Origin of the sequence: Alteraurantiacibacter aestuarii, assembly GCF_009827405.1 — a bacterium.
GTDB lineage: Bacteria > Pseudomonadota > Alphaproteobacteria > Sphingomonadales > Sphingomonadaceae > Alteraurantiacibacter > Alteraurantiacibacter aestuarii.
In genome coordinates, this window is the sequence record NZ_WTYY01000002.1 from 387,558 (window position 1) to 411,349 (window position 23,792).

Below are 23,792 nucleotides of genomic sequence, written 5' to 3' on the forward strand. Positions count from 1 at the left end.
CAGCCGGTCGTTGCCATCAGTCTTCAGCGCTGGCCGGGCTCCACGAACAGCAGGCTGCCGACGTCGGCCCGAAAGCGCTTCAGGCGCCGGGTGACGAGGACGGATTCGCAATTTGCCATCACCCCGATGGAGGCCAGCACGATGAAGAACGGGCGCGAGTAATCGACGAAATAGAGCCATGCGACGAACGGCCCTGAAAAGCTGGCGGCGGTCTTGGACAGATACAGGTGATAGGCTGGCAGCGTGCGGAATTTGATCAGGCTGGTAGTCGCCGCAGCGGCATAGGTGGCAAAGAACAGGTAGAGCCAGAAGACATCGGCCTGCATAGTGTGTCGCTCAAACAGCCACAGCCCGAAAAAGCCGACGATCAGCGTGGAACCATCGGCCATCGAATCGAGCTTTGCCCCGAATGCAGAGGCATGGCCGGCCCACCGGGCAATCGGGCCATCGACCAGATCGGTGGCCAGGCTTATGATCAGCAGGATGAAAAAGGCATCGCGGTGCCCGCTCATCGCCATGAATGCCAACACGGGTGCCGCAGCCAGCCGGTATACGGTCAGGAAATCGGCGAACCTGGAGGCGATGGCACGCATGGCGGGCTAAAGCTGCGAAACCCGCACGCGCGCCTTCAGATCGGTGCGGCAGAAGGCGTGCAGGAAACAGGTCTGTTCGCCCATGTCGAGCGCGGCTCTGGCGAAGGCCTCGTCCTCAGCGCTTTGCAGATAGACATGCGTTTCAACCGGGTCGGCACTGCCCGCCTGCCCCGTGCCGCCGCTGGCTCCGCCGCGCGAGAAATGGATGTCCTGCACGATGTTGTAGGCGGACAGGTCCTTCCTCGCGATCTTCGCGTAACGGCCAAGCTGGGTCATGAAGCAGAAGCCGATTCCGGCGGCGATATAGCTGGCGGCATCGGGCGCGCGGCCTTCCTCATCGCACAGATAATGAAAGATGGAGCCGTGCGGGTTGAACAATTGCTGTTCGACCATTTTCACCCCGTCTTCGCGCAGGGTGCAGATGCCGCGAATGTGCAAAATGCGGTCCTGTTCCTCGGCAAGGCTGGAGCTTTGCGAGGAGGTGGCTTCCGCTGTCAGCGGGCTGGTCCCGGCGCGGCGGATGAAGGCTTCGCTGGTGGCGGGCTGCGCGCCGATTATCTGCGCCGAGGGATCACCCGGCACATCCCCCGCCACCGGCCTTGCCTTGTCCGGCTTCACTTCCTCACCGTTGAGAGAAAGTGTGAACAGGCTCTCTTTTTCACCGCGCATCAGGCCGTTAAGCGGCGATGCTGCCACCGCATCATAAACCAGCGCGCGCAACGCCTCGGCATCGGCGTCGCTGTCTATCCGCGCTTCAAGGTCGATGTCCTTCGCGCCGCCGGTCATCGTGCCTTTGAGCGCGGAGCCTTTCATCGTGTAGTAATTGTCCTGCACCAGCGTGACGTCGCGGATGGCAATGCCGCGCTGTTTGGCCAGCGCCAGCAGCTCCGTCATGTAGCTTGAAACCATGCCGGTGGTGAGGAAGGACAGCGGGCACGGCGCCTCGTCAAATCCGTCCAGATAGGCGCCTTCGTCGGACACCAGCCGCCACACCTGATCGCCCGCGGAAGAAGCCACCAGCCCCTCCTTCTGCATCACTGACAGCGACCGCGCGGCAAATCTCACGGCGAGGCCCTTGCGGTCTGCTGGCGGGGCAAGGCGCTGTGCCCCGCCCTCCACCGCGAAGAAGGACGGGCGCGGATCAGGGCCGAGGATATTGCCGTGCGCGGCCATCAATCCTCCCGGTGCGGCATGCGCGGTGACGGGGTCCCCAGCGCCAGTTCGGCATCGGAGAAACTGATCGGCGTGCGGATGCCCTTGACCCGTGTGCCGTCGCGCCGCTGCATATCCAGCACCATGCCGCGCGCCTTCACCTGCGGATCGTTCAGCGCCTCACCCACATCGTTGATCGGGCCGGCGGGGATACCGTGCTCCTCCAGTTCCAGCAGCAGCTTGTTACGCGGCCACTGGCGGGTCTTCTCGCTGACGGCGGCAGACACGGCTTCGCGGTGTTCCACCCGGCCTTCATTGGTCTGCCAGCCGGGCTGCACCTCTATCCCGATCAGCCCTGCAAGCCGGGAGAACTGGCGATCATTACCGACCGCGATGATCAGCCAGCCATCGGATGTGGGGAAGGATTCGTAAGGCACGATATTGGGATGGGCGTTGCCCATGCGGTGCGGCACCACGCCGCTGGTGAGGTAGTTCATCGCCTGATTGGCCAGCGTGCCCACCATCACATCCAGCAGCGCCATGTCGATATGCTGGCCGCGCCCGGTCTTTTCGCGCTGGTGCAGCGCGGCTTGTATGCCGATCACCCCGTAAAGCCCGGTCATGATATCCGCATAGGCCATCCCGATCTTGATTGGCGGGCCGTCCTTTTCGCCCGTCAGATCCATGATCCCGCTCATCCCCTGAACGATGAAATCATAGCCCGCATAGGCGGCATAGGGTCCATCATGGCCAAAGCCGGTGATCGAGCAATAGACGAGGCGCGGATTGATCTTCGCGCAGCTTTCATAATCGAGGCCGAATTTGGCGAGGCCGCCGGTCTTGAAATTCTCGATCAGCACATCGGCATCGCGGATCAGGTCGATCACCCGGGCGAGGTCATCCGCGTCCCTGAAATTGGCAAGGATGGAGGTCTTGCCGCGATTGGCGGCGTGGAAATAGGCCGCGTCCTTGGTGCCATCGGCGTTTTCGATGAAGGGCGGCCCCCAGCGGCGCGTGTCATCGCCTTCGGGGCTTTCCACCTTGATCACTTCCGCGCCCAGATCGGCGAGCACCTGACCAGCCCACGGGCCGGCCAGGATACGCGCCAGTTCGACAACCTTGATACCTTCAAGCGGTGCAGTCATGGCCAGTCTCACGCAGCCATCAGCATGGCATGGGGCCTGAGGTTGCCAAAGGCAGGGTCGGTTTCATCATCGTTGGCCGGACTGCTGCGATCCTGTTTGCGGACAGCCCGCCTGCGCCTGCCAGCCTCGGGCCGCCTGAGCAATCGGCTGAAACTGCCGCGCAGATGCGCCAGTGCAGTCCTGGTCTGCCGCGCAACCGAAACCGCATAGCTGACCATCACCAGATCGAGGTAGATCGAAAGATCCAGCGCATAGGTAGCGATGATTTCAGGCCCCATCAGGGCCATGATCTCCCCGCCGCCGATCATGAAGCCGACCATGATCATCAGCATGATCAGATGATGGCGCTCCATCCGGGCGAGGCGTTCCAGCGGCAGTTCAACCAGTTGCCGGTGCAGCAGCCGTGCCGCCGCAGAGGCAGGCGCAAACAGCAACACCAGCATCACCGCAGCCATGAAACCGACAAAAGCAATCATCCGCAAATTCCCCTGTTACTCGGGTGCTATATGGAACACGCGCTCGGCATTTCCATGAGTGAGTGCATGGCGCTCTGCATCGGTGCACTGGAAGTTCTCGATGAAATCCACCGCCGGCTTCATCGGCTGATAGGGATAGTCGATCGCCCAGATGACGTTTTCAATGCCCATGCGGTCAATCGCATAGCGCAGCGCCAGCGGGTCTTCCACGCCGCTGGTGGTGAAGACGAAATTGTCCTTGAAATACTCTTCCATGCTGCGCTTGGTCCTGGGCGCACGGCCCACCTGCTGCGCGCGGCTGTTCATGAAATTGATGCGCCAGATGAAGAACGGCACCATCTCGCCCATATGGCCGACGCAGATCTTGAGGTTGGGGAAATGGTCGAACACGCCGCCCGCCATCATCCGCAGCATGTTGGTGCCCACTTCCACCCCATATGCCCACATGGCGCTATCCATCGCATAGTCCATCAGCGGACCCTTCAGCGTGTCTGACGGCCCGCGCGGGTGGATATAGATGGTGGCATTCATCGCCTCTGCCGCCTCGAAGATCGGCCAGAACTTGGGATCATCGAAATACTCGCCATTGGTATGGCCGTTCACCACCATGCCGTTGAGCTTGAGATCGGTCATCACCCGCTGGATTTCCTTGGCCGCGCGCTTGGGCGAATGCGGGGCAAAGCTGCCAAGCCCGGCAAAGCGCCTGGGATATTTGGCGCAGATTGCGGCCATCCGGTCATTCGCCAGCGCTGCCAGCTCGGTAGCGGTATCGGCATCGAACATCTGCACGCCGGGCGCGGTGAGTGTGAGCAGGTGCATGTCCACGCCATATTCGTCCATCTGCGACAGGCGCTGGCCCTCCACGTCCTTCAACCCTTCGAGGAAGTTCATCTTGCCATAGCCGGTGGTGTCATGGTCCGCATCGTAGATGCCGCCTACCAGCAGCTTGTCGCTGCTTTGTGACGGTCCGCGTGCAACCTTGCGCAATTCCTCGGCAACTTCGGGGATCGACCAGGCTTCCTCGCAGGCGATCAGACGTGTTTTTCCCATGACTTCCCTCTCTATTTGGTAGGTTTGTTATCAGTGATATGTGGCAAATGAACCCAGCCAGAAGACAAAATCCGCCCAGCCCTTTGTGGAGGAGACCGGATAGAGCAGCAGTTGCGGCACCACCACGATGGCAGCGCCGATCCATGTGGCGCGGCTGACGGTGCCTGCGCCGCGCCATTCATGCCACACAACTGCGGCCAGAAAGGCGTTCATGGTCATGTAGGTTTGCACGAAGGGTACGTAATCCAGCCCGACACCGGCCATGTATACGCGGTTGATACCGGGCATCAGGATGCTGATGGTGGCGATCAATATCAGGCTGCGATGCACCACCGGCGTCTTCACCGCGCGGATGGCCATCACGAACAGGATGGCAAAGCTGGGCGGCGCGAACACCGACAGGTAGAACACGCCCGGCCCATTGCCCACCAGATCGGTGGTGGAGGCGGCGGCGATGGTGATGAACACGCCCATCACCACCACCAGCGTGGCCACGGCAATTCCGAACATGCCGAGCGATCGGTGCAGCTTCACATTGCGCATATTGACCAGCAGCGCCTGCACCACCAGCAGCACCATCCAGCTGAAAAAGGCGATTCCGTGCAGGTGGACGATGGGGGCATCCCCGGTGCGCGTTCCCGCAGCAACCGGGCCAAGGTAGGTCAGGCCAAAACCGGTGAAGACAAAGGCCGCCATCGCCAGCACCAGCCACAGGTGGAAGCTGGGACGAAAGCCCGATTTTCCGACTTTGGACGATGAAACAGTCGCCATGCGTTACCCTCCCCACAGACCAGTCACCCGGCCCTTATGGACCGCGATGACCGTCAGACCAGCGCAACCTGACAGCAGGTTCGCGCCCGCTGACCGGATTGGCAAAGTGAAATCCCACGGGTGCAATACGCGGGAATGGCGCGAATGTCTCGCCGCGCAAGGGGGCATCGGGAGCAAATTCGGCAATCACATCATCAGACACGCCAAAGCGTGCGCTGCCCGCCGGATCGATACCGGTCCAGCCGCTGGCGTAATCGGCCAGCCAGACATAATCGAGGTCCATCCCGTGGATGCGCCAGATGCCACCTTCCTTGACCACCTGGTTCTCGTAGATCCCGGCAATCCAGCTGCCCGGGCCGCTGGCGGACGAATTCATCTGCATCAGCCGCGTGCGCACCATCGCGCGCTGACCGCCGTCCATGACAGTCACATAAGGCTGGGTCTTCTGGTGAATCGCCTGCATGGCATCGTTCGGCCCGCCTTCGCCGTAACGCTGGATCAGGCTGGCGAGCACGCGATCGCGGCCGATGAAGGTGCCGATGTAGGACAGCTCCTTCCACCCGTCGCGGGCAAATATGGCGGCGGTGTCCCGCCAGGCAAACTGATCGATGTAATAGCCATAGGCGTTGGAGACATTCTCCGCCCCGTCAAACGCCTCGGCCATCGCCAGCGCGCCGGGAACGGGGGCAACCACGGCTTCGCGCGCCGAAGGTGCGATCAGCGACAGGCTGGAGGGCATGACCACGGTGGGCGCGGCATCGAAGCCGACCTCCCGCTCGCGCGCGCTGTCCGGCTCTCCGCCTGCGGGAACGGGCAGCGATGCTGGCAGCGGATGCGCCCATCCATCCTGATAGGTTGATCGCATCAGCGGCACGCGCTGCATGGCGGCGATGCGCCATATGCCATCCTCTGCGCGCACAAGGCGGAAATCCACCAGTGCGGCGGACCAGTATCCGGTGCCGCCGTGCTGGCCTTCCATCCCCAGTTCCACCACGTTGACGATCACGGAATTGCCGTCCGCCCCCACATTGACCAGCGGCATCAGCAAGGGGTGATCGTTCATCTCACCTTCGTCCAGGCCCGGCGTCCCGAAGCGGCTGAGTAAGCGGCGCGCACCGTCTGGCCCGCTCCACACGCCCTGCCCCTGCACGCGGATGCTGGCACCGGGTGCGAACAGCTCCGCCGCATCATCAAACATGCCGCGATCGAGGTAATAGCCAAAGGCAGCAACAAGGTTCTGTGCCCGGCTTGCCCCCAGAAGCAGGCTCGCCCGCGTATCGATCTCGGCCTGGGTCTGGGGCCGACTCGCCCGCCTTTGCGGAATGACCACGCCGGCCTGATCGGGCGTATAATGATAGGGCGCGCGCACCAGAGTTGCCGCATCATGGCTCCAGCCATCGGCATAAGGTCCGGCAAATTGCGGGAAATAGCGCATTTCGGCGATGCGCCAGCCGTCATCTGTCAGGCGATACTGGACAACATGGGTGCCGCCCGCCCAATCGGCGGAGACCCCGGCCTGCGCCATCATCGCCACTTCGTGCCAGCGTCCGGTGGCAGATCGCCCATCGGCGGCCAGCGTAATCACCGGGCTGATGAACAGGCGCAGATTCATGCGGCCCACCGCCATGCCGTCCGCGCCGCCGCCCTGATTATCACGCAAATGGGCAATTATGGCGCTGCGCCCGCGCACTTCCCCGGCATTCCATTGCAGCACCGCATCATCGGTGAACAAGGCGCCGATATTCTCCCACCGGCCGCCGATGGCCAGATGGCCCAGTGCGGCCTGCACCCGCTTGATCTCGCGCACGGAGGTGAGGTCTTCCGCCTGCGCGGTTTGTACCGCCAGATCCTGCGCAGCGGCGGTTTGCGGGGCCAGCAGCAAGGCTGCCATCGCCAGAGCCAGCCAGCGGATCACCACCATGCCTCAAGCGTCCCAGCACAGACAATTTGCATCCAGACCCTCCCGCCAATCGCCACCCCGACCCTGGCGCAGACCCTAGCGGTTGCACTGATCAGGACAACTGCTCAATTGCCCAAAGCTTGCCCCGCCGCGCTGCGCGCCCTAGCCTGCGCATCATGGCAAAACCCGCAATTTCTCAGGATGACAGCTGGACCTCCACCGGGCTTGGCCAGCGGGAGGCGATCAGCGCGTGGCGTGACTGGGCCGCCAGCACCATCGCCCCCATCGAAGTGGAGGTGTTCGATGCAGACGCCTTTGCCGCGCGCTGGATCAGCCACGGAATCGGCCAGCTGCGGTTGCTGCACCTGTATGCCCCGGCGCAGCGGGTGACGCATATCGGCGCGCATCACACCACCATGCGCGCCACACCCTCGATCCAGCTGGTTTATGCGCGCGACGGCGTGCTGAAGACCAATATGGCCGGTCGCGTGTTCGATGTGGAGCCCGGCCAGTTCGTGATGCTGGACAACACCCGCTTCTACCAGATGGAAATGGCCACCGAGCATGAGGCGGTGGATTTGATGATGCCGCAGGGCTGGCTGGACAAGTACCTGCCCGATCCCACCGGCCTGCTGGCGCGGCCCATGTCTGCACGCAAGGGCTGGGGTGCGCCGCTGGGCGCGCTGCTGGAGACGATCCTTGATGGCGGGCTGGACGATTCTCCGCTGCCCCGCCCGCTGATTGCCGAGCAGTTCGGCAATTTGCTGGCGCTGGCCACCGGAGTGGAGCTGGGCGATGAAACCCGCAACCAGCACGGGCGCCACCGCGGCCAGCTGGCCAGCCGCATCCTGCGGCGGATCGAGGACGATTACTCCGATCCCGACCTCTCGCCGGAAATGGTGGCCGAGCAGGTGGGCATTTCCAAACGCTATCTGCAGACGCTGCTGGCAGGCAGCAGCACCAGCTTTGTGCAGGAACTCAACGCCACCAGGCTGGACCGGGCAAGCGAGTTGCTGTGCGATCCGCGCGCGGGCAATCTGTCGATCGCCGATATCGCCTTTCGCACCGGCTTCCTCGATCCGGGATATTTCACCCGCCTGTTCCGCAAACGCTATGGCGTCACCCCGCGTGAATGGCGCGCAGGAAACGCTCCGCGCAGCTGATCATATCCGGGCTGGAACGCCGGAATTTGGCCCGGCCCTATGGAATGGCAATCGGGTCCGTCGAATTCCAGAAGCGCGGAGTTGCCAGTGGCATGGTGCGGAAAAAGGCGTTGATCGACCGGATCTGTCCGCCCCATATCTTGAACGCCTCATACGTCACCAGCGCATTGCCATCGCCATAGGAATTGGTGAAGCCAAAGTTCATCCACAGCACCACCACGCCGTTCTCCTCATCCACCGCAGCCACGCTGGGGATGATATCGGGATGCAGCATGATGCGCTGGGCATACATGCCGCAATCTGCGCGTCCGCAGCCCGGCCCGGCAGTGATCACCCCGTTTTCCACGCGGTAGGTTTGCGCCGCAAAGGGCGTGCCGCCGTCGGTGAAATTGCCGATCCTGAGCCCTTCGGTATAGGTCAGCGCCGTTCGGATCATGGATTCGCGCGATTGCCTTTGTGCGGCTGGCACCGGATCATTCATCCCCCGGATCGGCGCGCCAAGCTGTGTCGGCTGCCACGGCGAATCCGGTGCAATACGCTGGATCAGCGTTTCGATGCCGGCAATCCGGCTGTCCTCCACATGCAGGACAAGTGAATAGAGCACCGGGATGTCGCCTTCGCGAAGCTCCACATGCGCGGCGGCGATCTGCCTTGCGCTGTCTATGTAATCCTGCCGAAAGCCGCCCTTGGCCGTGACCGTTTCCCACAAGCCCTGACCAATTTCGATTTCGTACGAATCCTCGGTAAAACGCACATGCTCGGGCAAAGGCAGATTTGCCGGATCATGCGCAACCAGGGCATCGATATAGGCGGTGATCATCCCAGAAAGACATTGCCTGTCACAGTCGTGAGCGGTGGCGGCCTGAGCGGCGGGGGCCTGAGCGGAGGCGGCCTGCGGCAGCAGGGCAAGCAGCATCAATGCACCGGCAGCGGCGCAGGCCCTGGCGTGAATCGCGCGAAAAAACTCTGCCATTATCCCCTCCATACCCGGCCAATGCCCGTTGCAGGCGCTCGGGACTGGCTTGATAGGTGCACCCCGCAGCAGCGCAGGACAAGCCCCGATCCCCCGCAGGGAACTACATCATCGGAGCCAGCGCGCTGCCGACATGTTCAAGCGTGCCCAGCCCCAGCACCAGCCGTCCGGCCATCAGCGATGCCAGGATGATCAGCACCACCGTCCAGGTGGCGAAGATGCCGCCAGTCATGCGCCAGCTCTTGGGCGGCAGGCCCTGAAACAGGAAGGTGGCGATGCCCGCCACGTTCACGCACACCAGGTTGATGGTGAACAGGAACAGCGCATTGCCGCTCGCCACCGGATATCCGGCGCCAAGGTAAATGCCCGAAGCGGCCAGCGGCGGCACCAGCGCGACGGCGATCATCACCCCCACCAGCGTGAGCGAGGCAGCGCGGCTGAACGCCAGCACGCCCGCCATTCCGCAAGCCAGCGCCAGCGCAATATCGGCAGGCTGCACCAGCGTGCGGTTGTGCAATTCGGGCACCAGCGGATCGATCTCCACCATCATGCCCACTGCGACCCCGGCCAGCACGGCAACGATGCTGCCCACTGTCAGCGTGATCGCGGCCTCGCGGCCCAGCTTTCCATTGCCCACCGTTGCCGCCAGCGCCACACCCATTGTCGGGCCCAGCAGCGGGGCGATGATCATGGCGCCGATCACCACCGCGGTCTGTCCGCTGCGCATGCCCAGCCCGGCAATCACCGCAGACAGCAATACCGTGAGCAGGAAGCTGGGGGTGATGTGGAGGCTTTCCTCGATATCGTCATACAGCTCGTCGGTGCTGATGCGGTCACGGGTAAGAAAACGCTCCAGCCGCGTGGGTGGTGGCCTGTCGCGAAGATCGATCAGTTCCGTTTCGGCGGATTCGATCACGGGAGGAATGGCCGCCTCTATCTGAGAGACAAGCGCGGTGAAGCCCTCCAGCTCGGCAAATTCGCTCTCAAGGTCTTCCAGCAGGCGTTCGGTATAGCGTTGCTGGACCAGGCAGGAGTACTTCTCCTGATTGCCCGGCACGCTTTCACGCCAGAAGCGGCGCGCATGGCGGGCGAGCACGATCTCCAGCCGATCGGCATGGGTATCGGGCAGATAGACTTCCACCAGGCGTGCCGACATCGTGTGCTACCTCACCCGGCGAGTTACTGGACTGGCGGCATCTGGGCGAAGGTGGCGATGCCCGCCGGCGGCTGGTCCCACGCCGACGCCTGGCTGCAGAACACCGCCATGGCCGGTTCAACGGCAGAGGAATCGTCCAGCGTGCCAGCGCGCACGATGCGTATGTCACCCATCACATGCGGATGGCTGAACAGCGTGCTGCCGCATTCGGCGCAGAAAATCCGGTCAATATTGCCGCCACTGCCGCCAATGGACTGGAACACTCTTGTCGGTCCTGAAAAACTGATCGCAGCAGCCGGCACGGCGACGGCGGTCAGGTGGCCGCTGCCCGATTCCTTCTGGCAGTCGGTGCAATAGCAGCTGCCCGCCCACTCGACTTCGCCAGAAATCGCATAGCGCGACCTTGCACAAAGGCATCCGCCTTCAAGTGTCATGAGACCTTCCCCGCTTGTTCAAACAGTCGCCAGCCAGCCTGATCGCGCGGGCCGCCAAAAACAAGCGATTTGATCCTGCCTATTCACTCACGTCCTGCAACCGCCTGAGGCGCGGGGACACCATCGGCACGGTCAGCATGGTGCTGGCCACCGCCATCAGCAGCAGCGCGGTGAAGGTCTGCGAAGTGATGATCGCCTTGTCGAGCAGGACATTGGCAAAAATGATCATGATCAGCGCCTTGGTCTGCAACAGCCAGCCGATCAGCGATGCCTCCCCCTTGCGCCAGCCGAGCAGGCGCCCGGCCATATGTACGCCCACCAGCTTGCCCGCCACTGATGCCGCCAGCAGCAGGCCGGCCACGGCGAAAACTGCCAGACCGCCGCCGCTCCAGTCCGTTCTGAGGCCGGTGGACAGGAAAAACACCGGCATCACCGTAAGCAGTACAATCTCGCGGAAGGAGTCGAGCTTCTGGCGCGAAAACCAGCCGGTATCGAGCACGCAGCCGGCCAGAAAGGCACCGACCATGAAGTGCAGCCCGGCCCAGTCCGCCGCCAGACCGCAGCCTGCCAGCCACACCAGACCCACATACCAGCGATCGGTTTCCGCCAGTCTGCGCATGGCCTTGCGCACGGCCCGGGCCGCCAGCGCGAATGCCAGCAGGAACGCGCCCTGCCGCGCGATCCGCTCCACATCCAGCAGGATGATAGCCAGCACCCCCCAGATCGCCAGATCATCCAGACTGGCATAGCGCAGCAGGCGCTGGCCCAGCGGCTGGTGGAAAATGCCCAGCTTCTCCATCAGCAGGACCAGGATCGGCAAGGCGGTGACCGCGCAGGCCATGCCAATGCCCAGCACGCCCTGCGCAAGCGAGCCTTGCGGCCCCAGCCAGCCCGGTGTGGCAAGCACCAGCGCACCTGCCGCCGCGCCAAATGCCAGCGGCGTTGCCAGCGCCAGCGAGGCGGTGATCGCGGATTCCCGGCGGTTGGCCCAGGCCGCACTCAGATCCAGTTCCACACCCGCCACGAACACGAACATCATCACCGCCCACCACGCAATACCGTTCAGTGCACCGATCACATCGGGGGTGAAGATGGCGGAATAATAGGCTGGCCAGACTGCCCCCAGCACGCCCGGCCCCAGCACGATGCCGCCAATTATCTGCACCACCACCAGCGGAGCATAGTAATCCGTGCGCAGCCCTCGCCATATGGCAAAGGGCACGGTGAAGATCAGCAGCAGGGCGACGAGGAAGGTCTCACTTGTCGTGGGCATGATTTGGCAGCAGGTCTCCAGCGTTGGCATGCCGCGAATCAGGCAGCCCCCCGGATGATGAGATGCGCCTGAACCGGCAGCTTGGAAAGTGGCCTCTCGCGCGCTTGTCTCACATGCAACCAAGACAAATTACCCTGCGCTTTTATCCTAATTGATATGCGCAAGAATCCTTGGGGTTTAACCCCGCAGTGCTGTATCACCGTTTCAAATGACGATCAGCCTTTGAGCACTTCGGGTCGAAAAGTGCGCAAAGTTAAGCCTCGGAGAGGAGGCCTGGGCGCGCCGCCACTGTCCACAAGAGGCAGGGCGGCGCCCCTAAATTGCTTGAGAGGATATCCATGAGCGATACGAAAAAGGGCTTCCCGCTTCCCAGTTCGCTGGAAGTGGTGCCGGGCACTGAGCAGGCGCAGGCCGCATACCCCTATTACACCCATTTCGTGCCGGAGGATGACAGCAAGTTCTGGTTCTACAACTCCATGCATTTTCCCGAGCCGATGCATCATTTCGACATGATCACGGCAGAGGCCGCCTATGTCGCGATGGGCGCGTTCAACACCCGCGTGCATGTGCTGCCCACGGCCAAGGGCATTGAACACCGCGTCATCAACGGCCGCGTGTTCATCGGCGGCGTGGCGGTGACCGATCCGGCCGAGATCGAGGAGCGCATTGGCGAATTCCAGAAGCGCGCCTTCTATTATTACGAAAACTGGGAAGACCTGTACGCCCAGTGGAAAGACAAGATGAAGGCGCTGATCGCCGATGCGCAGGCGCTGCCCACCCCGTCCCTGCCCGATTATGAGCCGATCGAAACGACCCATACCGGCAAGGGCGTGGCCGCCAGTCATGATCTGCTGGTGATCTACCAGAAGCAGATCGAAGGGTACCACCGGATGTGGCACCACCACTTCGAATTCCTGCTGCTGGGCTATGGCGCCTACATGACCTTTTTCGATTTCTGCAAGAAGGCCTTCCCGGAGATTTCCGACCAGGCGATCAGCCGCATGGTGGCGGGCATGGAAGCCGAGATCTTCCGCCCGGACGAGGAAGTGAAGCGCCTCGCCCGCAGCGCGGTGGAACTGGGCGTGGATGCGCATTTCGTCGACAATGCCGATATCGAAAAGGTGCTGACAGACCTCGACGCGCTGGGTGAGAAAGGCCAGGCATGGCTGGCCGAGCTGGAGACCAGCCGCAACCCGTGGTTCAACGTCAGCAGCGGCGATGGCTTCTACCATTATCACCGCAGCTGGAATGATGACCTGTCGCTGCCCTTCGCCGCCTTCCCCGGCTATATCGAGAAGATCAAGGCCGGCATGAACCTGGAACGCCCGACCGCGCAGCTGATCGAAGAGCGTGAACAGCTGGTGATCGATTACCGCGAACTGCTGGACACAGAGGAAGACAAGGCCACCTATGACCAGCTGATCAGTCTGGCGCACCGCGTGTTCCCATACGTCGAAGGCCACAAGTTCTATTGCGAGCACTGGTACACCAACCTGTTCTTCAACAAGATCCGGGAGTTTGGCCGGTTGCTGCTGGCACATGGCTTCTTCGGTGACGACGGGGTGGAGGAGGACGTGTTCCACCTCACCCAATATGAGCTGGAAAGCGCGATCATCGACCTGATGCTCGCGTGGGGCATCGGCGCCGAAGCGCGCGGCCCCAAGCACTGGCCTGCACTGGTGGCCCAGCGCCGGGCGGCGATTGAGGAATGGGGCAAGCATGACTGCCCGCCTGCCCTTGGCGCCGTTCCCGATGCGATCGACGATCCGGCCATCAACATGCTGTGGGGCATCACCCGCGAAAATCTCGACAAATGGCTCGACGACGGAACCGAGAACGAGAAGGAACTGAAAGGCTTTGCCGCCTGTTCGGGCGTGGTCGAAGGCACCGCGCGCGTGGTCAAGTCCGTGGCCGAGATGGGCCGCATCCAGCAGGGCGATATCCTGGTGTGCCAGGTTACCAACCCCACCTGGTCGCCGATCTTCCAGAAGATTGGCGCGGCGGTATCGGACATTGGCGGATCGATGAGCCACATGGCCATCGTGGCGCGCGAATATGGCCTGCCCGCCGTTGTCGGCACGGGCAAGGCGACCAAGCTGATCAAGGACGGCATGCGCATCCGCGTGGATGGCGGCCGCGGCACCGTGACCATCCTCGATGATCTGGACGCGGATGCAGAAAAACTGCTCGAGGAAGTCTGAGCCAATGACCCCTGCTGTTGCATGGTTTGCCGATGTCGGCATTGCCGATCGCCCGACCGTGGGCGGAAAGGGCGGCTCTCTGGGTGAGCTGACGCAGGCCGGCATTGCCGTGCCGCCCGGTTTCGTGGTCACCACCAGCGCGTTCGAGACATTCCTCGCCGCACTGGAAGCGCGCGAGGACGTGCGCGGGCAGGTCGAAGCGCTCGACCCCAATGACCTGGGCGCGGCCACCCGCCTGTCCGAACAATTGCGCGCCCGCGTGATGAACGAACCCATGCCGCCAGCGGTGGAACAGGCGATCATGTCGGCGATGGACGAGCTGTGCCCGGACGGCCAGCCGGTCGCCGTGCGATCCTCCGCCACCACTGAAGACGCCGACGATGCCAGCTTTGCCGGCCTGCAGGACACATTCCTGTGGGTGCTGACCGCGCAGGACATGGCGATGAAGGTGCGCGAATGCTGGGGCAGTCTCTATTCGGTCGAGAGCATGATCTATCGCCGCAAGCAGGACTTTCCCGAGGATGGCGTGGCGATGGCCGTGGTCATCCAGCAGATGGTCGATGCGCGCTGTGCCGGGGTGATGTTCACCCGCAGCCCGACCACCGGCGACAAGTCCGTGATCACCATCGAAGGCGCATGGGGGCTTGGCTCCTCTGTCGTCTCAGGCGAGGTAACGCCGGACAAATGGGTGGTCGGCAAGATCACCGGAGAGATTTCCGCGCGCGATATCTCGGACAAGCACGCCAAGCAGGTGCCCGCACCGGGCGGCGGCATTGTCGAGATTGAGCTGGAAGGCGATGAACGCACCACACCCTGCCTGACAGACGAAGACCTGATGGGCCTGCGCGAAGTGGGCCGCAAGGTGGAGCGGCATTACGGCAAGGCGCAGGATATCGAATGGGCGCTGGACAAGGACGGCAACATATTGCTGCTCCAGTCGCGGCCCGAAACCGTGTGGTCGGCCAAGGACGTGGCATCGGTGACCAAGCCGGTCGATAACCCACTGGCGCATGTGATGAACATCTTCGGGGGCAGGAAGTGAGCCGCCTTACCGGCAAGGACATTGCCGAGATTGCTGCGCTGCTGGACGAAAGCCACTTCCGTTCGCTCGATCTGCAGATGGGCGAATTTCGCCTGCGTATTCGCCGCGATGGCGGCGGCGGATGGAGCGGCGGCGATGATGAAGAGATTGAGGATGAGGCCCCGCCCGCCAGGTCTGGCCGTGCACCCTCACGCAATGCAGCACCGGCACCAGCACCCGCTCCCGCACCTTCCGCCAGCAGCGGCCCCGGTGCCGGAGAAGTCGACGTGGTCGCGCCGCTGTTGGGCAATTTCTACCTCACCCCGCGACCGGGCGAACCGCCCTTTGTCCAGCTTGGCGACAGCGTCAGCGAGGATACAACCATCGCCATTATCGAGGTGATGAAGCTGATGAATCCGATCCGCGCCGGCGTTTCCGGCACTGTCACCGCGATCCTGGCCGAGAACGGCAAGCCGGTGGAAGAAGGCCAGCCGCTGGTCCGCGTGAAAGTGGGCGGCTGATGGCCAATATCCAGATCGTCGAGACAAGCCTGCGTGATGGCAATCAGTGCCTGTGGGGGGCGCTCGGCGTCGATACCGCCAAGACGCTGACCGTGGCGCCTGCGATGGAGCGCGCGGGCTACAAGGCAATCGATTTCACCACCTCCACCCACATGGGCGTGGCGGTGCGCTACAAGCAGGAAGACCCGTGGGAGCGCATTCGCTCCATGGCGGCGATCTGCAAGGACACGCCGCTGCAGTTCCTGTCCACCGGCTTCCGCTTCATCGCGTGGGAAACCGCCACGCCCGATTTCATGGAGCTGGCATTCAGGACGCTGGCCACCAACGGCATCCGCCGTTTCGCGCTGGCCGATCCGATGAATGACGCCAGCAGCAATGTGGAAGTGGCGAAGCTGGTCAAGCGCGCTGGCGGAGAGCAGGTGGTGGGCGCGCTGGTGTTCTCCATCAGCCCGATCCACGACGATGCCCATTATGCCGAGGCCGCGCGGATCATGGCCGCCAGCCCGGACATTGACGCGCTGTATATCAAGGACCCCGGCGGCCTGCTGACCCCCAAGCGCGCACAGACACTGATCCCCGCCATCATGGCCCAGATCGGCGACAAGGCGCTGGAACTGCACAATCACTGCACCATCGGCCAGGCCGAACCGGCCTGTCTGGAAGCTGCGGAACTGGGCGTTACCGCCGTGCAATGCGCCAGCGGCGGCGCAGCGGATGGCACCAGCAATCCGCCGATCATGCGCATGATCGCCAATCTGCGGGCACAGGGCCACACCGTCGATATCGATGACGAGGCCGCACAGGAAGTCGCCGATTTCTGGACTGCCATGGCCGAGGCCGAGGGGCTTCCCACCGGCAGCCCGATGGCGTTCGATGCCGCCTATTACAAACACAACCTGCCCGGCGGAATGGTCGGCACCATGCGCCGCCATCTGGCAGACCAGCGCGCGAGCCATCTGGAAGGCGCAGTGATCGAGGAAATCGGCCGCGTGCGTGAGGAACTGGGCTGGCCCATCGTGATGACCCCCTTTGCCCAGATGCTGCAGACGCAGGCGGTGATGAACGTGACCGGCAAGGAACGCTGGGCGATCATCCCGGATGAGATCATCCGCTTCGCCATCGGCAAGTTTGGCCGCCCCAATGCTCCGGTCGATCAGGCGGTGATGGACCGCATCATGGCCAATCCGCGAACGAAGGAATTGCAGGCCGAAACCGGCATGGCCGACCTGCCCGAACTGCGCCGCAGGATCGGATCGAACCTGTCTGACGAGGAATTCCTGCTGCGCGCCACCATGCCCGTCGATCTGGTCGATGCAATGCAGGCCGCCGGTCCCGCTCGCCAAGAATATGATCCCGATACGGTGGCGGTGATGGAGCTTGTCCGCACTATCCTGGCCCGCCGCGATGTCGATCAGTTCAGCGTCGAAAAAGACGATTTCAAACTGGAAGTTTCTGCATGAGCGTTCGCACACCCAAAGGCTTCATGTTCGATCTGGACGGAACGCTGATCCTGTCCAACCGCAAGCTGGGCAGTTATGACGCGATTGAAGGCGCGGCTGAGGCTCTGCAGGAGCTGGACCGGCTGGGCATTCCGTGGCTCGCGCTGACCAATGGCAGCGCCTATGCCGCGCGCGTACAGGGCCCGCGCCTGCGCGATGCGGGCGTTCCCGTGCCGGACGAAAAGCTGTTCACCCCCAACTCCGTGGCCGCGCGCGTGATTGCGGACCGGGGCTATGACAATGTGCTGGTGCTGGGCACGCAGGGCGTGGTCGATGCGCTGTCCGAAATGGCCATCAACTGCTGCCTGCCGGGCGATGCGGCGGCGGATTATGCCGATGCGGTCTATGTCGCCTGGCATCCCGAATGCGTGATGGACCATATCCACATCGCCTGCAGCCGGGTGCTGGATGGCGCAGCGTTCCTGTCCGCTTCCGACGTGCCGTATTTCGCCACCAAGGAAGGCCGCAGCTTCGGCTATAGCTGCGCCATCAACGGGGCGATTTCGCGCGTCACCGGGATGGAGCCTGAACCCACTGGCAAGCCCAGCACGCACGCGATGGAGATGATCGCCGAGGTTCTGGGCTGCGCGCAGCAGGACGTGGGCGTGGTGGGAGACGATGCCACCGCCGAAATGCAGATGGCCGTCGCCAGCGGCGCCATCGGCATTGCCGTCACCAGCGGAGCCACCGATGCCGCGCAATGGGCGAGCCAGCCGCCCGAAAAGACCCCAGATCTGGTGATCCCCAACATCAGCGAGTTGGTAAAGGCCTGCGGATTGGGCTAGCCTTCGTCCGAGCTATTCGGGAGAGGCAAACACCATGAAACTCGGACGCCTGAACCATGTCGGCATTGCCGTGCCCGATATGGACGCGGCGATTGCCCATTGGCGGGAGAGCGCGGGTGCCACGCTGACCACGCCCCCGTTCGAAATGCCCGAACAGGGCGTGCTGGTGTGCTTCATGGATACTGCCGAAGGCGCGGCGCAGATGGAACTGCTCAGCCCGCTGGATAAGACATCGCCCATCACCAGTTTCCTCGCCAGGAACCCGCTGGGCGGACAGCATCACATGTGTTTCGAAGTGCCTGATATCGAGGCGGCGCGGACCAATTTCGAAGCGCAGGGCAAGCGCATCCTTGGCCCCACGCGCATTGGCGCGCATGGCACGCCGATCTTCTTCGTCCACCCAAAGGACATGGGCGGCATCCTGACAGAGATCATGGAAACTCCGGGTGATGTTTAATCAATATCGTCACCCTGAACTTGTTTCAGGGTCCATTTCTCCAATTGCGCCGTCTGTTGAAGCGAGCACATGGATGCTGAAACAAGTTCAGCATGACGGGGGAGTTGTTCGTGGCTGACAAATCCGAATGGCAGGCCAAGGCCTCCAAAGAGGTGAAAGGCCGCGACCTCACCTGGCACACGCCCGAAGGCATCGCGATCCAGCCGCTCTACACCGCTGAAGACGCCCCTGCCGATCCCGGCCTGCCGGGCTTCGCGCCCTTCACGCGCGGGCCTTATGCCAGCATGTACACCGGCCGCCCGTGGACGATCCGGCAGTATGCGGGCTTCTCCACCGCCGAGGATTCCAACGCCTTCTACCGCCGCAACCTCGCCGCCGGGCAAAAGGGACTGAGCGTGGCTTTCGACCTCGCCACGCACCGCGGGTATGACTCCGATCATCCGCGCGTTGTCGGCGATGTCGGCAAGGCGGGCGTGGCCATCGATACGGTGGCCGACATGCAGATCCTGTTTGACCAGATCCCGCTCGGTGAAATGAGTGTTTCGATGACAATGAACGGCGCGGTTATCCCGGTCATGGCCTTCTATATCGTGGCGGCGGAACGGCAGGGCGTTTCGCGCGATCAGCTGTCCGGGACGATCCAGAACGACATTCTCAAGGAGTTCATGGTCCGCAACACCTACATCTATCCGCCGCAGCCAAGCATGCGGATTGTGTCGGACATTATCGCCTATTGTTCCGCCGAAATGCCGCGTTTCAACTCGATCTCCATCAGCGGCTATCACATGCATGAAGCGGGTGCGACGGCGGTGCAGGAGCTCGCCTTCACCATCGCCGACGGCAAGGAATATGTGAAACGCGCCGTGGCAGCGGGCCAGCATATCGATGATTTCGCCCCGCGCCTGTCGTTCTTCTTCGGCATAGGCATGAATGTGTTCATGGAGGTCGCCAAGCTGCGCGCTGCACGAACGCTGTGGCATGAGGTGATGGAGGGGCTTGGGGCGCAAAATCCCAAGTCAAAGATGCTGCGCACCCATTGCCAGACGTCCGGCGTGTCGCTGCAGGAGCAGGACCCCTACAACAATGTCATCCGCACCACGGTGGAGGCGATGGCGGCCATCTTGGGCGGCACGCAAAGCCTGCACACCAATGCGCTGGATGAGGCGCTGGCCCTGCCGACCGATTTTTCCGCCCGCATCGCCCGCAACACGCAGCTGGTGCTGGCCGAGGAGACGGGCATCACCAATGTCGTCGATCCGCTGGGCGGCAGCTATTATGTCGAGGCTCTGACAGCGGAACTGGCCGACAAGGCGCGCGAACTGATGGCCGAGGTGGACGCGCTTGGCGGCATGACCGCAGCTGTCGCCAGCGGCATGCCCAAGCGCCGCATCGAAGAAGCCGCTGCCGCCAGGCAGGCGCGCGTGGACCGGGGCGAAGACGTGGTGGTGGGGGTGAACAAATATCCATCCGAAGACCGCTCCCGCATCGACACGCTCGACATTGATAATCACGCCGTGCGGCTTGGGCAGATCACGCGCCTTGCCAAGGTGCGAAGTGGCCGTGATGAAGCTGCATGCAAGGCGGCCCTGGACGCATTGCGAGAGGGTGCAAGGGGGGACGGCAACCTGCTCGCCCTCGCCGTGGAAGCGGCCCGCGCCGATGCGACACTGGGCGAGATTTCCGCCGCGATGGAGGACGTGTTCGGCCGCTATGGCACAACCCCCACACCCGTCACCGGCGTCTATAAGCAGGCCTATGCCGGCGATGCCCGCTATGCGCAGGTGATCGCCGGAGTAGAGGCAGTGACCGCCCGCCTTGGCCGCAAACCGCGCCTGCTGGTGGCCAAGATGGGGCAGGATGGGCACGATCGCGGCGCCAATGTCATCGCCGGGGCCTTTGCCGGAATGGGCTTTGACGTCACCAGCGGGCCGCTGTTCCAGACACCGCAAGAAACCGCTACAATGGCGCTGGAACTGGACGTGGATGCGGTCGGCGCAAGCTCGCTGGCGGCTGGTCACAAGACGCTCGTGCCCGAACTGATCCAGCATCTTCGCGAAGCAGGCCGCGCCGATATCAAGGTGGTGGCAGGTGGCGTTATTCCGCCGCAAGACTATGATTTCCTGCGCGAAGCAGGTGTGCAGGGCATTTACGGCCCCGGCTCCAACGTGGTCGAATGCGCAGCCGATATGCTTCGCCTGCTGGGGCATAATATGCCGCCGATTGAGGACCCTGAATGACCCAAATCCGCACCGACTGGACCCGCGAGGAAATCGCCGCGCTGTTTGACCTGCCGTTCACTGAACTGGTCTTCCGCGCCGCCGAAACGCACCGCCTGCACCATGCCGCAGACGAGGTGCAATTGTGCACTCTGCTGTCGATCAAGACCGGCGGTTGCCCGGAAGACTGCGGCTATTGCAGCCAAAGCGTGAAGGCTGACAGCGGCGTTGAGGCGACCAAGCTGATGGACGTGCAACAAGTCCTCCAGCGCGCCGCGCAGGCCAAGGATGCGGGCAGCCAGCGCTTCTGCATGGGCGCGGCATGGCGCAATCCCAAGGACCGCGACATGCCCGCGATTGTGCAGATCGTGGCCGGTGTGCGCGCCATGGGGCTGGAAACCTGCATGACGCTGGGCATGTTGACGCCCCAACAGGCCGATATGCTGGCCGAGGCGGGCCTCGATTACTACAACCACAATATCGACACCGGGCCGGAATATTACGAACGGGTTATCACCACGCGCAATTATCAGGACCGGCTGGATACGCTGGGTAACGTCCGCCAATCGGGCATCAACGTCTGTTCGGGCGGCATCGTCGGCATGGGCGAAACGCGCAGCGATCGGGTGGGCTTCGTCCACACGCTGGCAACCTTGGAGCGGCATCCCGAAAGCGTGCCGGTCAATGCGCTGGTGCCGGTAAAAGGCACGGTGCTGGGCGATATGCTGGCGGATACACCGCTGGCGAAAATCGACGATATCGAATTCATCCGCACCATCGCCGTGGCGCGCATCTGCATGCCGCTAAGCATGGTGCGCCTGTCTGCAGGCCGCGAGTCCATGAGCGAGGCCACGCAGGCCATGTGTTTCATGGCTGGGGCGAACTCGATCTTCACCGGCGACAAGCTCCTCACCGCGCCCAATGCGGGCGATGATGAGGATGCGGCGATGTTTGCGCGGCTGGGGTTAACGCCGATGCAGGGCGCGGAACCGATGCGGGCGTGCAAAATGGCGGCGGCGGAATGAGAACGCAGGCGACATTGCTGGTGCTCGCCGCCGCATTTTCCCTGCTTCCTGCCAGCGCTTCCGGGCAAGTTGCGGATGACGCGATCACGCAGTTCGAAACGCTGGAGGATGCCATGGCGCAGCCGGGCCTTTCGCGCACCCAGCGCTTCGCAGCGGGCGATAAGTGGTGCCACGGCCCGGCATATCCCGGCGAGTTGACGTGCTCCCAGCAGCTTGCCGCGCTGGCTGAAGGCGAGCTTGAGACGACATGGGACCAGTCGGTGCTGATTGCCGACGTTGCTGACAGTTACCTGCGCGATGAGTGCACACGCGAAGACAGCACCACCGGCTGCAATATCCCGGCCTTGATGGACCTGCTCACCTTGTCGCAAGAGGCATGGCGGGATTATGCCGCCGCCCAGTGCGAAGCCGAAGCGCACAGGGGGCGTGGCGGCTGGGGTGGAACTGCCGACCGCAATTTCTGCAGCGCGCGTCTTGCCGCCGTGCGGGCTGACGAAATTGAGGATATGATGCGCTTCTATCGTGCCCAGTTCGGGCCAGAACTAGACTTGGGGGAGGAAACTCAATGACCAACCAACGCCTCGAAACACTCACTGTCCACGCTGGCTGCGAGCCTGATCCCACCACCAAGGCGCGGATCACGCCGATCTACCAGACGGCCAGTTACGTGTTCGACGATGCCGAGCATGCGGCCAAGCTGTTCTCGCTGCAGGAATTCGGCAATATCTACACCCGCATCATGAACCCCACCAATGCCGCGCTGGAAGGCAAGATCGCGGCGCTGGAAGGCGGCGTGGGCGCGCTGGGTGTGGCATCGGGCCATGCGGCGCAGTTCATCGCCTTTCACACGCTGATGGAACCGGGCTGCAACATCGTCGCGGCGAAGAAGCTGTACGGCGGATCGCTCAACCAGATTGGCAACAGCTTCCAGAAATTCGGCTGGGAGGCGCGCTTTGTCGATGCCGATAATCTGGCAGAAGTGGCGGCGGCCATTGATGAGAATACCCGCGTGGTGTTCGTCGAAAGCCTCGCCAATCCCGGCGGCGTGGTGACGGATATCGCCGCGCTGGCCAAGGTCGCGCATGAAGCAGGCGTGCCGCTGATGGTGGACAACACCATGGCCAGCCCCGCCCTGTGCCGCCCGATTGAACATGGCGCCGATATTGTCGTTCATTCGACCACCAAATTCCTCAACGGCCATGGCAATTCGGTCGGCGGTCTGATCGTGGATTCGGGCAAGTTTGACTGGGCCGCCAGCGACAAGTTCCCCTCGCTCACCGCACCCAATCCGTCATACCACGGCGCGGTGCTGACCGATGCGCTGGCGCCGGTTGGCCCCATCGCCTTCATCATCGGGTGCCGGGTGCTGGGCCTGCGCGATCTGGGCCCGGCAATGGCTCCGCAAAACGCCTTCCTGACGCTGACCGGCATGGAGACGCTGGCGCTGCGGATGGAGCGGCATTGCAGCAATGCGCTGGCGCTGGCCACATGGCTGAAGGCGCATCCCAAGGTTGGCTGGGTGTCCTATGCCGGCCTGCCGGACGATCCCTATCACGCATTGGCGCAGCAATATCTGGGCGGCCTCGGCGGCGCGGTGTTCACCTTCGGGCTGAAGGGCGGATTTGAGGCAGGCGTCAAGCTGGTCGAAGGCGTGGAGCTGTTCAGCCACCTGGCCAATATCGGCGACACCCGCAGCCTGATCATCCACCCCGCCTCCACCACCCACAGCCAGCTTTCGGCAGAGGAACTGGTTGCGGCTGGTGCGGGTCCGGACGTGGTGCGTGTGTCCGTGGGGATTGAGCATATCGACGATATCATTGCCGATCTGGATGCCGGACTGGCGAAGGTTTGATCACACCCATGTTCGCAATCAATTTTCGTCATGCTGAACTCGTTTCAGCATCCATCCGGCAAGCTGCGGCAACGCATCGATTTGCGAAATGGACCCTGAAACAAGTTCAGGGTGACAGGGAAGGCAGGG

General features: G+C 63.0%; 22 protein-coding genes. 11 read left to right on the top strand and 11 right to left on the bottom strand.

All coding sequences use genetic code 11. From position 1 onward, the window contains the following. Positions 1-23: 23 nt before the first annotated feature. From GRI32_RS04550 to GRI32_RS04580, 7 genes are read right to left on the bottom strand one after another with little or no spacing between them, the layout of a single operon-like run. Positions 24-593, bottom strand: coding sequence for a CDP-alcohol phosphatidyltransferase family protein (locus tag GRI32_RS04550; protein ID WP_160589937.1), 570 nt, complete (start codon positions 591-593; stop codon positions 24-26). Positions 594-599: 6 nt separating this feature from the next. Then, positions 600-1,766: an OsmC family protein gene (locus GRI32_RS04555; RefSeq protein WP_160589938.1), complete on the bottom strand. Its 1,167-nt coding sequence runs from the start codon at positions 1,764-1,766 to the stop codon at positions 600-602. Next, positions 1,766-2,890 carry a CaiB/BaiF CoA transferase family protein gene (locus GRI32_RS04560; protein WP_160589939.1) on the bottom strand — a complete coding sequence of 375 codons (1,125 nt, stop codon included), beginning with the start codon at positions 2,888-2,890 and terminating at the stop codon, positions 1,766-1,768. Before GRI32_RS04560 ends, GRI32_RS04555 begins: the two co-directional genes overlap by 1 nt. Before the next feature lie 8 nt (positions 2,891-2,898). Further along, on the bottom strand, positions 2,899-3,366 hold the full coding sequence (locus GRI32_RS04565; RefSeq protein WP_160589940.1) for a hypothetical protein: 468 nt from the start codon (positions 3,364-3,366) through the stop codon (positions 2,899-2,901). Between the two features lie 15 nt (positions 3,367-3,381). Continuing rightward, positions 3,382-4,416 carry an amidohydrolase family protein gene (locus tag GRI32_RS04570; protein WP_160589941.1) on the bottom strand — a complete coding sequence of 345 codons (1,035 nt, stop codon included), beginning with the start codon at positions 4,414-4,416 and terminating at the stop codon, positions 3,382-3,384. Between the two features lie 30 nt (positions 4,417-4,446). After that, entirely contained in the window at positions 4,447-5,187 is a 741-nt protein-coding gene (locus GRI32_RS04575) for a hypothetical protein (RefSeq protein ID WP_160589942.1), read from the bottom strand. 34 nt (positions 5,188-5,221) lie between these two features. After that, entirely contained in the window at positions 5,222-7,108 is a 1,887-nt protein-coding gene (locus tag GRI32_RS04580; protein WP_160589943.1) for a nuclear transport factor 2 family protein, read from the bottom strand. Positions 7,109-7,263: 155 nt separating this feature from the next. Here GRI32_RS04580 and GRI32_RS04585 point away from each other — a divergent pair, with 155 nt between their 5' ends. After that, positions 7,264-8,250, top strand: coding sequence for an AraC family transcriptional regulator (locus GRI32_RS04585; protein WP_160589944.1), 987 nt, complete (start codon positions 7,264-7,266; stop codon positions 8,248-8,250). Between the two features lie 37 nt (positions 8,251-8,287). Here the strand turns inward: GRI32_RS04585 and GRI32_RS04590 are convergent, their stop codons facing one another. From GRI32_RS04590 to GRI32_RS04605, 4 genes are all read right to left on the bottom strand, one after another. Then, positions 8,288-9,223, bottom strand: coding sequence for a DUF8021 domain-containing protein (locus tag GRI32_RS04590; protein ID WP_160589945.1), 936 nt, complete (start codon positions 9,221-9,223; stop codon positions 8,288-8,290). A 103-nt stretch (positions 9,224-9,326) separates the two neighbouring features. Continuing rightward, positions 9,327-10,379 (bottom strand): TIGR00341 family protein, encoded by a 1,053-nt coding sequence (locus GRI32_RS04595; protein ID WP_160589946.1) that lies wholly within the window; start codon positions 10,377-10,379, stop codon positions 9,327-9,329. 23 nt (positions 10,380-10,402) lie between these two features. Next, the gene (locus GRI32_RS04600) at positions 10,403-10,813 is read right to left on the bottom strand and encodes a GFA family protein (protein WP_160589947.1); all 411 of its coding nucleotides are present in this window, start codon (positions 10,811-10,813) and stop codon (positions 10,403-10,405) included. Positions 10,814-10,892: 79 nt separating this feature from the next. Beyond that, positions 10,893-12,086 (bottom strand): cation:proton antiporter, encoded by a 1,194-nt coding sequence (locus GRI32_RS04605; protein WP_160589948.1) that lies wholly within the window; start codon positions 12,084-12,086, stop codon positions 10,893-10,895. A gap of 338 nt (positions 12,087-12,424) precedes the next feature. On the opposite strand from GRI32_RS04605, the gene GRI32_RS04610 reads away from it, so the two are divergent. From GRI32_RS04610 to GRI32_RS04655, 10 genes are all read left to right on the top strand, one after another. Further along, positions 12,425-14,287 carry a PEP-utilizing enzyme gene (locus tag GRI32_RS04610; RefSeq protein WP_160589949.1) on the top strand — a complete coding sequence of 621 codons (1,863 nt, stop codon included), beginning with the start codon at positions 12,425-12,427 and terminating at the stop codon, positions 14,285-14,287. A gap of 4 nt (positions 14,288-14,291) precedes the next feature. Continuing rightward, positions 14,292-15,329, top strand: coding sequence for a PEP/pyruvate-binding domain-containing protein (locus GRI32_RS04615; protein ID WP_160589950.1), 1,038 nt, complete (start codon positions 14,292-14,294; stop codon positions 15,327-15,329). Further along, entirely contained in the window at positions 15,326-15,829 is a 504-nt protein-coding gene (locus GRI32_RS04620) for a biotin/lipoyl-containing protein (RefSeq protein ID WP_160589951.1), read from the top strand. The genes GRI32_RS04615 and GRI32_RS04620 overlap by 4 nt, the downstream gene beginning before the upstream one ends. Further along, positions 15,829-17,289, top strand: coding sequence for a biotin carboxyl carrier protein (locus tag GRI32_RS04625; RefSeq protein ID WP_160589952.1), 1,461 nt, complete (start codon positions 15,829-15,831; stop codon positions 17,287-17,289). The genes GRI32_RS04620 and GRI32_RS04625 overlap by 1 nt, the downstream gene beginning before the upstream one ends. Next, positions 17,286-18,113, top strand: a complete 828-nt coding sequence (locus tag GRI32_RS04630; protein ID WP_160589953.1) for an HAD-IIA family hydrolase — start codon at positions 17,286-17,288, stop codon at positions 18,111-18,113. The genes GRI32_RS04625 and GRI32_RS04630 overlap by 4 nt, the downstream gene beginning before the upstream one ends. A 34-nt stretch (positions 18,114-18,147) precedes the next feature. Next, positions 18,148-18,570, top strand: coding sequence for a methylmalonyl-CoA epimerase (gene mce, locus GRI32_RS04635; RefSeq protein WP_160589954.1), 423 nt, complete (start codon positions 18,148-18,150; stop codon positions 18,568-18,570). A 110-nt stretch (positions 18,571-18,680) separates the two neighbouring features. Continuing rightward, on the top strand, positions 18,681-20,807 hold the full coding sequence (gene scpA / locus GRI32_RS04640) for a methylmalonyl-CoA mutase (protein ID WP_337190152.1): 2,127 nt from the start codon (positions 18,681-18,683) through the stop codon (positions 20,805-20,807). Beyond that, a complete protein-coding gene (gene bioB / locus GRI32_RS04645; RefSeq protein WP_160589956.1) occupies positions 20,804-21,811 on the top strand; it encodes a biotin synthase BioB in 1,008 nt (335 codons plus the stop codon). The genes scpA and bioB overlap by 4 nt, the downstream gene beginning before the upstream one ends. Then, positions 21,808-22,380, top strand: coding sequence for a lysozyme inhibitor LprI family protein (locus GRI32_RS04650; RefSeq protein ID WP_160589957.1), 573 nt, complete (start codon positions 21,808-21,810; stop codon positions 22,378-22,380). The genes bioB and GRI32_RS04650 overlap by 4 nt, the downstream gene beginning before the upstream one ends. Continuing rightward, entirely contained in the window at positions 22,377-23,663 is a 1,287-nt protein-coding gene (locus GRI32_RS04655) for an O-acetylhomoserine aminocarboxypropyltransferase (protein ID WP_160589958.1), read from the top strand. Before GRI32_RS04650 ends, GRI32_RS04655 begins: the two co-directional genes overlap by 4 nt. Positions 23,664-23,792 lie beyond the last annotated feature (129 nt).